Genomic DNA, 14,065 nt, shown 5'->3' on the forward strand with positions numbered 1-14,065 from the left:
AATTAAATTTTTAAACTTTATTTAAGTTTAAACCAAGATATTAGGAGTGTTAATGTTAATATTTGTGTTAAATGCTGGGTCTTCTTCACTAAAATATCAACTAATTGATATAAAATCTAAAGAGCTAAAAGCTAGTGGGTTAGTAGAGAGAATAGGAATAGATGGTATTTTAAAACATGAAATTGGTGAAAATAAAAAATTAACTTTTGAAACATCAATTCCAACACATAAAGAGGCTATTGAGTTAGTTTTAAGAATTCTTACAAATGACGAGACAAAGGTCATAAACAAAATAGAAGAGATAAAGGCTATTGGACATAGAGTTGTTCATGGTGGAGAGCATTTTAAAGAGTCTGTATTAGTTGATGATGATGTTATCAGAAAAATTGAAGAGCTTATTCCTCTAGCTCCACTGCATAACCCAGCAAATATTTTAGGAGTAAAAATTTGTAAAGAGTTAATGCCAAAAGTACCAAATGTTGTAACATTTGATACAGCATTTCACCAAACTATGCCTATAGAAAACTTCTTATATGCTGTACCTTATGCTGACTATACAGAACACCACTTAAGAAAATATGGATTTCATGGAACAAGTCACTACTATGTTTCAAACGAAGCTATAAAACTTTTGAATAAAAAAGATAGCAAAATCATAGTTTGCCATCTTGGAAATGGTTCATCTGTATGTGCCGTTAGAGATGGAAAATCTATTAGTACATCTATGGGATTAACACCTCTTGAAGGTTTAGTAATGGGTACAAGAAGCGGAGATATAGATGCTGGTGTTATTCCATATTTAATGGAGAAAAAAGGTTTAAACCATACTCAAATTCTTGATTATTTAAATAAAAAATCTGGAATATTAGGTATTTCTGGAGTTAGCTCAGACTTAAGAGAAGTTATAAAATCTGCAAATGATGGAGATAATAGATCTAAAATAGCAATCACAATGCTTTGTGATAGAATAAAAAAATATCTATGCTCTTATGCTGGGCTTATGCATGGAGTTGATGCTATTTGTTTTACAGCTGGAATTGGAGAAAACTCTGACTTAATTAGAGAAAAAGTTTGTGAAGGATTAGAGTTTATGGGGATTGAGATAGATAAAGAGAAAAACTCAAAAAGAGATAAAGGAAATAGAGAGGTAAATACTAAAAATTCTAATACTAAAATATTTATAATTCCTACAAATGAAGAGTTTGTAATTGCAACAGATACTTATAATCTAATAAAAAAATAAAAAATCATCAAAATAAAAAGAGCAATATTGTAGAAATTACCCAAAAATGCTCTTTTTATTATTTTTTTAATCTTTTAATTACTTATTAAAGCCCTAAAAAGTAGCTTTCTTTGCTACTTTAATGCTATTTTTTTTCATTATAATTTTTCTCACATTTGAAAAAAGAAAGGATTGGTTACATTATGGGTTTAATTGATAAAATCAAAGAAAAAGCTAAACAAAATTTAAGAACTATTGTTCTTCCAGAGAGTGAAGATGAGAGAGTTCTTAAAGCTACACAAATAGTTTTAAAAGATAAAACTGCAAAAATAGTTCTAATTGGAAATGAAGAAAAAATCAAAGCTGATGCTTCAAAATATAGTGTAAATATCGATGGAGCAACGATTGTTGATCCTTCAAAATTTGCAAATATTGATAAATATATTGATGAATTGGTTGAACTTAGAAAAAGCAAAAACCTTTCAAGAGATGAAGCAAAAAATCTAATGCTTACAGAACCTAGATTTTTTGGTTGTATGATGGTTAGACTTGGAGATGCTGATGGTTTAGTTGCTGGATCAAATTCACCAACATCTGATGTTTTAAGAGCAGCTATTCAAGTAATCAAAACAGCACCTGGAATAAATACAGTTTCATCTGCATTTATTATGGAAACAGCTGATGGAAAATTTGGAGATAACGGTCTTATTTTATTTGCAGATTGTGCAGTTATTCCAGAACCAAATTCAGAGCAACTAGCAGATATTGCAAGTGCAACAGCTGCAACAGCTGCAAGTGTTGTTGGACTTGAGCCTAGAGTTGCAATGCTTAGTTTCTCTACAAAAGGGAGTGCATCTCATCCACTTGTAGATAAAGTTACAAAAGCTTGTCAAATTTTAGAAGATAGAAAAGTTGATTTTGCTTTTGACGGAGAGCTTCAAGCTGATGCAGCTATAGTTGAGAGTGTTGGAATAAAAAAAGCTCCTAATTCAAAAGTTGCTGGACGTGCAAATATCTTAGTATTCCCTGATTTACAAGCTGGAAACATTGGTTATAAATTAGTTCAGAGATTTTCAAATGCAGAAGCTCATGGACCAATTATTCAAGGTTTAAATAAACCTGTAAATGACCTTTCAAGAGGTTGTTCAGTTGAAGATATTTCAAATCTTGTAGCTATTACAGCAACTCAAATAAAATAAAAATTAAATTTCAAAAAAAGGAAAAATATGTTAGTTTTCGTATTAAATGCAGGAAGTTCTTCAGTTAAGTATCAACTAATGAACCCAGTTATTAAAAAAGTTTTTGCAAGTGGTATTTGTGAAAGAATTGGTATAGATGGTATTCTAAAACATGAATATAGTGATGGTAAAAAACTTGTTATGAATATATCAATGCCAACACACACAGAAGCTATTGAAGCAGTTTTAACTACTCTTACTAGTGGAGAAGGAAAAGTTATTGATTCAATTAATGATATTGAAGCAATAGGTCATAGAACTGTTCATGGTGGTGAAGAGTTTGCAAGTTCAGTTTTAATAACTCCTGAAGTTATAGATGCTATGAAAAGGTTATCTCCTCTTGCACCTTTACACAATCCTGCAAATATTTTGGGAATTGAGATTTGTCAAAGATTAATGCCAGGTAAACCAAATGTTGGTGTATTTGATACTGCATTCCACCAAACAATGCCTGATTATGCTTATATGTATGCTCTTCCTTATGACCAATATGTAAAACATGGAATTAGAAAATATGGTTTCCACGGAACTAGTCACTACTTTGTATCAAATGAAGCAAGAGCAATGCTTGAGAAAAAACACAATACTAGAATTATTGTTTGCCACTTAGGAAATGGTTCATCTGTAAGTGCAGTTTTTGATGGAAAATGTATTGATACATCTATGGGATTAACTCCTGTTCAAGGTCTTATGATGGGAACAAGAGTTGGAGATATTGGAGCTGGAGCTATTCAATATATGATGAAACAAGATGATATAACTATTGATGAAGCACTTGATCTTATGAATAAAAAATCTGGTATTTTAGGGATTTCAGGAAAATCATCTGATTTAAGAGAGGTTTTAGAAGGAATGAACCAAGGTGATGATAGATGTAGGCTTGCAGTTGATATGGTTGCATATAAAATTAAAGCTTATGTAGGTTCTTATGTTGCAGCTTTAAATGGTATTGATGCACTATGTTTTACAGGTGGAATTGGTGAAAATGCTGCATTAATTAGAGAAAAAGTTTGTGCAGGACTTGATGCTATGGGACTTGTAATTGACCCAACAAAAAATAATAAAAGATCAAGTGAAGCTAGAGATATATCTACAAATGCATCACCAGCTAGAATTTTTGTAATTCCTACTCAAGAAGAGTATGTAATAGCAAATGATACATACAATATAGTTTCAGGTGGAACTAGAAGAAAATAATCTTCAAATTTAAAAGGCGAATTTCGCCTTTTAAGACTAAGTTTAATATGCTTTTAAACTACTAGAAAAACTCATAACTGCTTTTGATATAGCTTGACTCATAAGTTTATCCATAAATTTCTCAAATTTATCCTCTTTTTTCCAAATAGGTTTTTCAACTTTTGACAACAAAATTAAACTATGTTTTGCATAATTCAATGTTGCAACCTCATCAACCAATCCTACCTCTTTAGCCTGATGAGCAGTAAATATTTTTGCATCTGCAAAACTAGTATGCTTTTTAACATCAAGTTTTCTAGCATTTGCTACATCACTTATAAACATATTATATGTACTATTTATAACACTTTGCAGCTCTTCTTCTTCATCTTTTGTCCATTTTCTAGCAAAGGTTCCACTCTCTTTATATTTTCCAGCTTTTATAGTTTGAGAAGTTATTCCAATATTTTCTAAAAGTTTACTAGCTTCAAAACCTTGCATAATAACACCAATAGATCCAACAATACTCCCAGGATTTGCAATAATTTTATCTGCCCATATAGAGGCATAATAACTTCCACTAGCTATTGTTCCGCTAGCATATGCAATAACTGGCTTTTTAGAACTTAACTCTTTTATTGCATAAGCAATCTCAACTGAAGGAGCAACTGCACCTCCTGGACTATCTATTACAAATAATACACCCTTTATACTACTATCATTTGATGCTTTTTCAATATCTTCTAATACTTTAGCTGGATCAATTATCTGTCCAATTAAATCAATTTTTTGTAAATTTGCACTATATTTTGCAACAGTTTCATCTTCACTTCCACTAAAAAAAAGTAGATAAACTATAGTTAAAAAAACTATACTTTTGAAATATTTTGTAATAAAATCTAAAAACCAAATAACTGGTGAAAATAGTTTTTTAAAAAACTCAAACAAATTCTCCTCCTATAATAATATCATCAACATATTTTGTGTGTAATATAATCTGCATATAAATATCTTCTATATCCTCTATTTTATCAGGTAAAGAAAAACCTATAATATCAGCATCAAAATCTTTTTCCAATCTTCCTTTTTTTAAGCCCAAAGCTTTTGCACCATTTACAGTTGCACTATTTAACAAAGTTTTAGAAAACTTTACTATATTTTTTTCATAGTGAATATTCAAACATGCTCTTAACTCATCAAACATAGATAAAGAGTTATTTGAACTAAGTCCATCTGTACCAATACTAAAAGGAATCTCTTCCAAATCTGAGATATTTAATCTACTATTATTTAAAAATCTATTTGAAGTCACACAGTGATTTATAGTTGCATTTAACTCTTTTATCTTAGTTAGCTCTTTAAAATCTGCTTCTACACAATGCGTAAAAGATAGATTTTTTACTCCTTTAAAAAGGTTTAGAAACTCTAGTGGTTTTGTTGTAGCTTTTTCTTGATTTAAAAAGTTTTTAAAAAACTCCAAGAAACTTCCATCATCTTTGTTTAACCACTCTTTTTCATCTTTTGACTCTAAAAAATGAGAAGTAACTGCTAACTTCTCCTCCTTTGCAATATTTAAAACCTCACGAACCAAAAAGGGATGAACTGAGTATGGTGAATGTATTGCAATTCCTGTTTGAAAATTTTTACTATTATGCTTTTGTGCATCTTTTAATCTTGCTTTGAAATCAGCAAATAGTGTATCTATCATATCAGCTTTTGAGCCTATTACTTCACAGAAAAAGAGTTTATTTATAGGAGATTTCAAACAAGCTTCTAAATCAAAAGAGTAAGAAGATATTGCTCCAATAGTTGTAGTTCCAGTTTTTAAGAGTTTTTTTAGCTCTTGACTTATCAAAGAAGTTTTTGCTTTTTCTATAAGTTTTTCTCTATGTCTTATTACAGAGTTTAACCACAAATAAAAATTACCATATTTTAAACTTGTTTTATTTGCACTAAACTCAAGATGGATATGTGAATTTATAAGCCCTGGCATTAAAACAGAGTTTATTTTTGGGCTTATTATCTCAAACTTTGGATACCTATTTTTAATATAATCAAAACTCCCTACTTCTATAATTTTTTCATCAAAAACTATAGCTCCATCTTTTAAGATAGTAAAATCTTCATCAAATGTAACAATATAAGAAGCAGTTAAAATCTTCATAAAAGATTATTTATTCTCTTCTTGTGCTTGTATCTGAGCATTTCTTGCATCATTTAAAGCTTTTATTTCATTTAACATTTGAATTAAAGCTATTAAACCTAAATGATAACCAAAACCACCAAAACCAGTAATAACTCCTGTAGTTGAAGCTGCTGTTATAGATTTTTGTCTAAACTCTTCTCTTTTATAGATATTTGAAATATGCACCTCAACAACAGGCATATTAACAGCAGCCAAAGCATCTCTAATAGCAATTGAAGTATGAGAATATGCAGCTGGATTTATCATAATTCCATCGACTGTTCCTAAACACTCTTGAACTCTATCAACTATCTCTCCCTCAAAATTTGATTGGAAAAACTCTATTTCAACACCATTTTGAGCTGCTGCATTTGAAAGTTGCTCATGAATTTGCTCTAAAGTCATACCACCATAGATATGTTGTTCTCTAACTCCCAACATATTTAAGTTTGGTCCTTGAATTACTGCTATTTTCATTATTATATTCCTTTTATAAAATTTAGGTAAGATTATAGTTAATTTTTTGTTAAAAAACCTAAAAAAAGGCAATTTTAGTGGATAACTTTATTTTAAAAAATGAAAATGCAATATATTATGAGTGTGGTTTCTCTTGTGATAATGTAATTTTTCTATCTTTAGGAAGTGAGAAATTTTTTATTACAGATGCTAGATATACTATTGAAGCTAAAGAGCTATCAAAAAACTGCGAAGTTATTGAAAGTAGCGATATAGTACAAGAGGCAAAAAATATTTTAAAAAAACAGAATATAAAAGAGATAATATTTGACCCAAATGATTTTACAACTTATTTTTACAATAGTTTAAAAAAAGATTTAGATATAGTTTTTAAAGAAGAGTTGAATTTTTCAAAACTAAAAAGATTGATAAAAAGCGATAGTGAAATAAAACTTTTAAAAAAAGCTAGTGTTTTGGGTCGTTCTGGATTTTCAGAATTTGCAAAATATATAAGAGAAAAAGGTTTGAATAAGAGTGAAAAAGAACTATTTTTTCAAAATTACAAATCTCTTAGCAAAAAAGCAAAATACGATATATCTTTTAGTGCAATTATAGCTATAAATGAAAATGCAGCAAAACCACATGCCCTTCCAACATCCAAAAAGCTAAAAAAAGATGACTTAATCTTAGTTGATGCTGGAATAAAATATAAAAGATACTGTTCTGATAGAACCTGTACTAGCGTTGCAGATTTCTCAAATTTTACTTTTGAAAGAGAACAAAAATTCAAAAATAAAAAACAGCAAAAAGTGTATAATATAGTTTTAAAAGCTCAAGAACTTACAATTAAAAATACAAAAAGTGGTATGATGGCAAAAGATGTTGATAAAATAGCTAGAGATTATATTGATAAAGCTGGTTATGGAAAATACTTTGTACATAGTACAGGACATGGTGTTGGACTTGATATTCATGAATTCCCAAATATAAATAGTAAAAATGAGATGATTATAGAAGAAAATATGGTATTTACAGTTGAACCTGGTATTTATATTCCAAATCTTTTTGGAGTTAGAATTGAAGATTGTATATCTATACAAAATGGTAGAGCTACTGTACTTTAATATGAAAAAAACAAAATAAATCTAAACTTATTAAATAAGTTCAGATTTTTTATAGAGAAAAAGAGAGAAATTTGAAAAAAAAATTAACAGAAGATTTAACACTTTTTTACTTTCCAAATTTTCCAAAAAAGTTTAATACTACATCAAAAAAAAGATATAGTGTAACTATTGGAATTGGGGGAAACATTGGAGATACAAAAAAAATATTTGATAACTTTCTCTTATGTCTAAAAAAAGATTTAAGATTTACTATTCTTATGACCTCACCCCTTTTACAAAACCCTCCATTTGGATTTTTGGAACAAAGATGGTTTTTAAATGGTATAATTTTGCTCAAAACAGATCTTTGTCCAAATGACTTCTTAAAAGCCATGCAAAGATATGAAAAAAAATTTGGAAGAAAGCGATCCTTTCAAGATGCGCCTAGAACCTTGGATATTGATATAATATTTTTTGATAATAAAAAAATAGATACAAAAAAATTAACTATCCCTCATAAAAATTGGGCAAATAGAGAGTCAGTGATTATTCCTTTAAAAAGGATAAAAAATGAGCGAAAAAAAACAGAAAGTAATGGTGGGTATGAGTGGAGGAATTGACTCTTCAGTTACTGCTTATATGCTACAACAACAAGGATATGAAGTTGAAGGTGTTTATCTAAAACTTCACAATAGAACAGATGGTTATCACGAAAACAATCTTTTTTATATAGAAGGTGTTGCAAAATATCTTGGTATAAAATACCATATTTTGGATTTAGCTAATAAGTTCAATGAAGAGGTTTATGATTACTTTGTAAACTCTTATTTAGAAGGGACTACTCCAAATCCTTGTGTAAAATGTAATAGAAATATAAAATTTGGTGCAATGCTTGATTTTGCAAAAGAGCATGGAGCTTCATTTTTAGCAACTGGTCACTATGCTGCAACAGATGGAGAGTTTTTCTATGAAGCTGAGGATAAATCAAAAGATCAAAGCTACTTTCTATCACAAATAAGAAAAGAAGCTTTACCATATATGATGTTTCCTTTGAGTAATTATAAAAAAGAGGATATTATAAAATTAGGTGCCTCTTTAGATGTTGCTTACAAGAAAATAACAGAAAAAAATGAGTCTCAAGAGATTTGCTTTGTAGAGACTGTTTATACAGATGTTATAAAAAAACATGCAAATATAGATGTAGAAGGTGATGTACTTGATGAAGATGGAAATGTAGTAGGAAAACATAAAGGCTATGCACATTATACTATTGGAAAGAGAAAAGGCTTCACTGTAAAAGGAGCTCATGACCCTCATTTTGTAATAAAACTAAATCCAAAAGACAACACAATAACAGTTGGTAAAAAACCTGCCTTAGAGATAAATGAAGTTTTAGGTGAAAATATAAATATGTATATTGATAAAAAAGAGTTCTCTTGCGGAGTAAAACTAAGATACAGAAGTACAACAACTCCTTGTAAAGTTAGAATTGAAAACGATAAAGCATTTATAATGCTTGAAGCTCCAGCATTTGGAGTAGCAAGTGGGCAATTGGCTGTTTTTTATGATGATGGAAAAGTAATTGGAAGTGCTTTTATACAAAGTGCCAATTAATAAAAGAGAGTCAACTCTCTTTTATTTAAAAACTATATTCAACTGAAGCTAAATATTTATTGTATTTTGTATCATTATTGTTATTTGTATCAACATTTACCCACATTAATCCCGCACTTAAATTATCAGTAAACCCATAAGTAGCACTTAAGTTAAGCTCTTTCTCTTTGAATTTATCTGTACCATCACTATATTTTGTAATACCATATAATGCACATAAATCAACTCCATAAATAGAGTAAGTTAGATTTAAATAGTGAGTTTTTGCATCTAAATCATAGAAGTAGTTTCCATCTTCAAATGGTGACATATTATCTCCAAAAGCAGCTATCATATTTGCGCCACCTTTATCACTACTCTTTGCATATCCCAAAGTAGCTTCAAAATCTGATATTTTACCAATTAACTCAAAGTTAGTAATATACCCATCTTCTAGCTTAAAACTATCTCCTTTTTCATCTAGATATATGGTACTCTTTGCATTACTTTTTGCGTATTGAGCATTAACTCCAAAGAAATCTGTATCTAAAGAGGCTTTCAATCCATAGAAATTTCCAAAATCAGGCATTTCATAGAAATATGGATTAATAGTTACATTATCTAGACTCTTATTTTGAATATCTAAGAAATAAACACCTTTATTTGTAAGCTCTGGCTTGTGAAAATCTTCACTTAAATCTATTCCTGATTCTGCTTTTTTATTTGAATAACCTAAGGCTATAACAGTGTCAGGAATTGGTAAAATCTCTATAACTCCACCTTGCTGATAATCTGTAAGCCACTCATACTCACCATCATATCTTCCAGCTTTAACTGAAAGAATATTTTCAAGCTCATATTGTAAATATGCTTGAGTTATTAATGCACTATTTTCAAAAGGTGCATTATCTTTCCAATCGTTTTTGTGTTGTTCACCTAGTTTTAAATTTCCTTTTGCTTCAACTTTTGCATTAAAACCATAAATTGATGCTGTTTCGTAAGCTAAACCCAAATGCCCATTTCCAAAAGTTGAATTTCTTGCAATATTATGGTTATTATATTTTATTTTTTGCCCATAAAGTGCTACACTTCCTGATACTGTTCCCTCTTTAAATGCTTCATCTATAGAAGTTACATCTGTTGATTTTTTTGTACTTCCTTCATTTAGAGCTATTTTTGTCTCTTCTTCAAACGATGAAGCTGCAAATAGTGTACTTGATAACATAATAGTTGAAACAACTAAACTTAACTTTTTCATAATTAACCCCTTGAATAATAAATGATACCTATTATCATTATTTTTAATTTTTGGAACTTTATTATTTTATTTATTAAAATTTGATAAATTTTTAGTTAATTCTTCAAAAAAACTTATTAAGAAGTTTTTTGATAATATTTTAGATTAAAAACTAAAATTAGAGGAATATTATATGTCTACTTTTAAACTCTTTAGTGGAAGTGCAAATCCAGAATTTGCAAAAAAAGTTGGTGACTATTTAGGAATGTGTGTATCAGATGCAAAATTAAACAAATTTAGTGATGGAGAAATTTCTGTACAAATAACTCAAAGTGTAAGAGGACAAGATGTTTATATAATACAACCAACTTGTGCACCTGCAAATGACAATTTGATGGAACTATTAATAATGATTGATGCACTAAAAAGGTCAAGTGCTAAATCTATAAATGCGGTAGTTCCATACTACGGTTATGCAAGACAAGATAGAAAAGCAGCCCCTAGAGTACCAATTAGTGCGAAACTTGTAGCTGATTTACTTGAAGCTGCTGGGATAGATAGAATTGTAACTATAGATTTACATGCTGCTCAAATTCAAGGATTTTTCAATATCCCTGCTGATAATCTTTTTGGTTCAATTTTATTTGTAAACTATATAAAGAGTAAAAATCTAAAAAATCCAATTATTGCAAGTCCAGATATTGGTGGAGTTGCACGTGCTAGACAATATGCTGATAAATTAGGATATGACTTAGTAATTGTTGATAAAAAAAGAGAGAAAGCAAATGAGTCTCAAGTTATGAATATAATCGGAGATGTAAAAGGAAAAGATGTCATTTTAGTAGATGATATGGTTGATACTGCTGGAACTTTAGTAAAAGCTGCTGAAGTTTTAAAAGAAAAAGGGGCAACTTCAGTAATGGCTTGTTGTACTCATGGAGTTTTAAGTGGACCAGCTTATGAAAGAGTTGCAAATGGTGTTTTAGATGAATTAGTTATCTCTGATACAATCCCAACAAAAGCATCTGCTAAAAAAATAACTGTATTAACAGCTTCAACTATAATAGGAGAAGCAATAAGAAGAATTCACAATAATGAATCTGTAAACTCTATTTTTAATTAGGTTAAATAAAAGTTAATAAAAAATTAATAAAATAATGATATAATTCTAGAATTATATTCTATAAAATTAAGGAAAAAAAATGAAAAAAATTTTACTATCTTCATTAGCTTGTGCTACTTTAGTACTTGCTGCAAATAGTGATTACAAATATGAAATCACTCCACTAATTGGTGGAGGATTAGGGGAAGGTAACCATAGTATTGATAGAAATTATGCAAATGCTGGATTAGCATTAGGTTTTAATCAATCTGAAGGTTCATTAATTGATCAATTTGAATTAGGTTTTTTAAGAACAATTCAAGATGTTGATGGAAAAAATTCTGTAAGAAATCAAGATACTTCTATCACTAGAGTATTTGGTAACTTTGTTAAAGATTATGGTTTAACAAATGATTTATCATTATATGCATTAGCAGGACTTGGAGTTGAGTTTTTTGATAATGAATTAACAAAACACCAAAAAGATGGTATATTTGGAAACTATGGGGTTGGTTTAAAATATCAATTAACAGATGCTTTAGCTTTAAAATTTGATTTAAGACATTTAATATCTGCACAAAATGGAGATAATACTTTATTATATAACTTCGGTTTAGCTATTCCATTTGGTGAAAAAGCTGCAAAAGTTGCACCTGTTGCTGTTGCACCTGTTGCTCCAGTAATTGCACCAATTGATAGCGATGGAGATGGAGTTATTGATGAGTTAGATCAATGTCCAGATACTATGAAAGGTGCAAAAGTTGATAGTGTTGGATGTATGACATTAGTTAATCTAAATGTAAACTTTGATACTGCTAAATCTGATATTAAAGATATTTATGGAACAAGAATTCATGAATTTGCAAAAGTTATGAATGCTGATAAAAAATTAAAAGCAAGCATTGAAGGACATACTGACTCTGTTGGAAGTGTTCCATATAATCAAAAATTATCAGAAAGAAGAGCAGCTTCTGTTGTTAAAGCTTTAGAAAATTTAGGTGTTGAGAAAGGAAGATTAAATTCTGTTGGTTATGGAAAATCTAGACCAATTGCTTCTAATGATACAGCTGAAGGAAAAGCAGAGAACAGAAGAGTTCATGCTGTAATGTCTAAATAATAATTCTATATATAGACTATTTAATTTTAAGGAGTGAATTTTATTCACTCCTTTTTTAATATCAACCAAATTTGAAACTTTCTATCATTTATTTTAGTTTTTAACCTATTTATATATATGATACTTTTTCTACTTATTTATCTATATTTTTTATAGTTATATTTACTCTAAGAAAATTAACTCCTCTTATACAATTCTTTAACGATTTTAAGATAAAATTTCACAATTTTTTATTTATGATTAGGAGTAGAGCAAAATATGAGTGCATCTATATTTAGAGAATACGATATCAGAGGAATTTATCAAAAAGAGTTAAACGAAGATATTGTAAAAAAGATTGGGTTTTATTTGGCAAAGTCTCTTTTAAAAAGAGTTCCAAATGCTGTTTATATGGCTGTTGGTTATGATGCAAGACTTCATTCACCAACTTTAAAAAATTGGCTTAGCTCTGGAATAAACAAAGCTGGATTAAAGGTTTTAGATATGGGATTAGTACCAACTCCAGCAAACTATTTTACAAATTTCAATGAAATAGATGGATATAGATGTGATGGCTCTATTATGATAACAGGCTCACATAATCCTCCTGAATACAACGGATTTAAAATTACTTTAGATAAAGACCCATTTTTTGGAGATGAGATTTATGCTTTAGGAGATGAGATTTTAAAGAGTGGTTTAAAAATAGAAGACAATGAAACTGCAATAAAAATAAACTCAAAAGATAGATATATTGACTATATAGTTGAAAATTTTAAGCATTTAAGACTTGAAAACAAAAAATTTGTTTTTGATTGTGGAAATGGCGTTGCTGGTGTTGTTTTAAGAGAAATTTTAGATAGATTAAATATTAAACATAAAATTTTATTTGAAGAACCAGATGGAAATTTCCCAAATCATCATCCAGATCCTAGCGATGAACATACTTTGGAAGATATTAAAAAAGAGTTAAATAGTGGTGAATTTGATTTTGGTTTTGCATATGATGGTGATGCAGATAGAATTGCTCTATTATCAAGAAAATATAATTTCAAAGGTGATATTTTAGCAATATTTTTCTCAAAACATATAGAAAATCCAACAGTTATTGGTGAAGTTAAATGCTCACAAGTTATGTATGATATTATTAACTCTTACGGTAAAGCTATTATGTATAAAACAGGTCATTCAAACCTAAAAGTTAAAATAAAAGAGACAAATGCCTCTTTTGCAGCTGAAGTATCTGGACATCTATTTTTTAATGATAGATACTTTGGTTATGATGATGCTATTTATGCAACTTTTAGAGCTTTAGAGTTACTAGACCAAGGTTTTGATTTTGATAAAGAGTTTGAATCTTTGCCACAAGTATATTCAACTCCTGAAATAAATATAACAGTAACTGAAGAGACAAAATTTAAATTAATAGAAGATTTAAAAGGGGCTTTAAAAAACCCACCAGCAGATTTTCCAAAAATAAAAGATATTATCACTGTTGATGGAGTGAGAGTTATTTTTGATAAAGGTTGGGGTCTTGTACGAGCTAGTAATACAACTCCAAAACTAGTAACTAGATTTGAAGCAGATACAAAAGATAATGCAAAACTGTATGAGGATGCACTAATAAACTTATTTAATACTTTAAAAGGAAGATAAA

Annotated in this window: 13 protein-coding genes; 9 read left to right on the plus strand and 4 right to left on the minus strand. The window is 29.2% G+C overall.

Annotated elements, in window-relative coordinates:
* Positions 1–52: 52 nt before the first annotated feature.
* The 3 genes from ATR_RS07455 to ATR_RS07465 all read left to right on the plus strand — a co-directional run bounded on the left by ATR_RS07455 (position 53) and on the right by ATR_RS07465 (position 3,657).
* The gene (locus ATR_RS07455; RefSeq protein WP_115428824.1) at positions 53–1,243 is read left to right on the plus strand and encodes an acetate kinase; all 1,191 of its coding nucleotides are present in this window, start codon (positions 53–55) and stop codon (positions 1,241–1,243) included.
* A 182-nt stretch (positions 1,244–1,425) separates the two neighbouring features.
* Complete coding sequence (gene pta, locus ATR_RS07460; RefSeq protein ID WP_115428825.1) at positions 1,426–2,421, plus strand: phosphate acetyltransferase; 996 nt, start codon at positions 1,426–1,428, stop codon at positions 2,419–2,421.
* A 27-nt stretch (positions 2,422–2,448) separates the two neighbouring features.
* A complete protein-coding gene (locus ATR_RS07465) occupies positions 2,449–3,657 on the plus strand; it encodes an acetate/propionate family kinase (RefSeq protein ID WP_115428826.1) in 1,209 nt (402 codons plus the stop codon).
* Between the two features lie 42 nt (positions 3,658–3,699).
* Here the strand turns inward: ATR_RS07465 and sppA are convergent, their stop codons facing one another.
* The 3 genes from sppA to aroQ are packed head-to-tail and all read right to left on the minus strand — an operon-like array spanning position 3,700 to position 6,298.
* Positions 3,700–4,584 (minus strand): signal peptide peptidase SppA, encoded by an 885-nt coding sequence (sppA, locus tag ATR_RS07470; protein WP_115428827.1) that lies wholly within the window; start codon positions 4,582–4,584, stop codon positions 3,700–3,702.
* Positions 4,577–5,800, minus strand: coding sequence for an aminofutalosine deaminase family hydrolase (mqnF, locus tag ATR_RS07475; protein ID WP_115428828.1), 1,224 nt, complete (start codon positions 5,798–5,800; stop codon positions 4,577–4,579). The genes sppA and mqnF overlap by 8 nt, the downstream gene beginning before the upstream one ends.
* A 6-nt stretch (positions 5,801–5,806) precedes the next feature.
* Entirely contained in the window at positions 5,807–6,298 is a 492-nt protein-coding gene (gene aroQ, locus ATR_RS07480; protein WP_115428829.1) for a type II 3-dehydroquinate dehydratase, read from the minus strand.
* Between the two features lie 77 nt (positions 6,299–6,375).
* Here aroQ and ATR_RS07485 point away from each other — a divergent pair, with 77 nt between their 5' ends.
* The 3 genes from ATR_RS07485 to mnmA all read left to right on the plus strand — a co-directional run bounded on the left by ATR_RS07485 (position 6,376) and on the right by mnmA (position 8,994).
* Complete coding sequence (locus tag ATR_RS07485; RefSeq protein ID WP_115428830.1) at positions 6,376–7,401, plus strand: M24 family metallopeptidase; 1,026 nt, start codon at positions 6,376–6,378, stop codon at positions 7,399–7,401.
* 71 nt (positions 7,402–7,472) lie between these two features.
* Positions 7,473–8,000, plus strand: coding sequence for a 2-amino-4-hydroxy-6-hydroxymethyldihydropteridine diphosphokinase (gene folK / locus ATR_RS07490; protein ID WP_115428831.1), 528 nt, complete (start codon positions 7,473–7,475; stop codon positions 7,998–8,000).
* Entirely contained in the window at positions 7,951–8,994 is a 1,044-nt protein-coding gene (gene mnmA, locus ATR_RS07495; RefSeq protein ID WP_115428832.1) for a tRNA 2-thiouridine(34) synthase MnmA, read from the plus strand. The genes folK and mnmA overlap by 50 nt, the downstream gene beginning before the upstream one ends.
* Before the next feature lie 25 nt (positions 8,995–9,019).
* Here the strand turns inward: mnmA and ATR_RS07500 are convergent, their stop codons facing one another.
* Positions 9,020–10,231 (minus strand): Opr family porin, encoded by a 1,212-nt coding sequence (locus ATR_RS07500; protein WP_115428833.1) that lies wholly within the window; start codon positions 10,229–10,231, stop codon positions 9,020–9,022.
* 172 nt (positions 10,232–10,403) lie between these two features.
* Between ATR_RS07500 and ATR_RS07505 the strand changes: the two genes are divergently transcribed.
* From ATR_RS07505 to ATR_RS07515, 3 genes are all read left to right on the plus strand, one after another.
* Positions 10,404–11,333: a ribose-phosphate pyrophosphokinase gene (locus ATR_RS07505; protein ID WP_115428834.1), complete on the plus strand. Its 930-nt coding sequence runs from the start codon at positions 10,404–10,406 to the stop codon at positions 11,331–11,333.
* A 79-nt stretch (positions 11,334–11,412) separates the two neighbouring features.
* Positions 11,413–12,429 carry an OmpA family protein gene (locus ATR_RS07510; protein WP_115428835.1) on the plus strand — a complete coding sequence of 339 codons (1,017 nt, stop codon included), beginning with the start codon at positions 11,413–11,415 and terminating at the stop codon, positions 12,427–12,429.
* Positions 12,430–12,687: 258 nt separating this feature from the next.
* Positions 12,688–14,064 carry a phosphomannomutase/phosphoglucomutase gene (locus tag ATR_RS07515; protein ID WP_115428836.1) on the plus strand — a complete coding sequence of 459 codons (1,377 nt, stop codon included), beginning with the start codon at positions 12,688–12,690 and terminating at the stop codon, positions 14,062–14,064.
* The last annotated feature ends 1 nt before the right edge of the window (position 14,065 follow it).

The organism is Aliarcobacter trophiarum LMG 25534, from assembly GCF_003355515.1.
GTDB lineage: Bacteria > Campylobacterota > Campylobacteria > Campylobacterales > Arcobacteraceae > Aliarcobacter > Aliarcobacter trophiarum.

Excerpts from the sequence above, each read along its gene's own strand:
- ATR_RS07455 (WP_115428824.1), top strand. The coding sequence starts at position 53 with ATGTTAATATTTGTGTTAAATGCTGGGTCTTCTTCACTAAAATATCAA.
- pta (WP_115428825.1), top strand. The coding sequence starts at position 1,426 with ATGGGTTTAATTGATAAAATCAAAGAAAAAGCTAAACAAAATTTAAGA.
- ATR_RS07465 (WP_115428826.1), top strand. The coding sequence starts at position 2,449 with ATGTTAGTTTTCGTATTAAATGCAGGAAGTTCTTCAGTTAAGTATCAA.
- mqnF (WP_115428828.1), bottom strand. The coding sequence starts at position 5,800 with ATGAAGATTTTAACTGCTTCTTATATTGTTACATTTGATGAAGATTTT.
- aroQ (WP_115428829.1), bottom strand. The coding sequence starts at position 6,298 with ATGAAAATAGCAGTAATTCAAGGACCAAACTTAAATATGTTGGGAGTT.
- mnmA (WP_115428832.1), top strand. The coding sequence starts at position 7,951 with ATGAGCGAAAAAAAACAGAAAGTAATGGTGGGTATGAGTGGAGGAATT.
- ATR_RS07500 (WP_115428833.1), bottom strand. The coding sequence starts at position 10,231 with ATGAAAAAGTTAAGTTTAGTTGTTTCAACTATTATGTTATCAAGTACA.
- ATR_RS07505 (WP_115428834.1), top strand. The coding sequence starts at position 10,404 with ATGTCTACTTTTAAACTCTTTAGTGGAAGTGCAAATCCAGAATTTGCA.
- ATR_RS07510 (WP_115428835.1), top strand. The coding sequence starts at position 11,413 with ATGAAAAAAATTTTACTATCTTCATTAGCTTGTGCTACTTTAGTACTT.
- ATR_RS07515 (WP_115428836.1), top strand. The coding sequence starts at position 12,688 with ATGAGTGCATCTATATTTAGAGAATACGATATCAGAGGAATTTATCAA.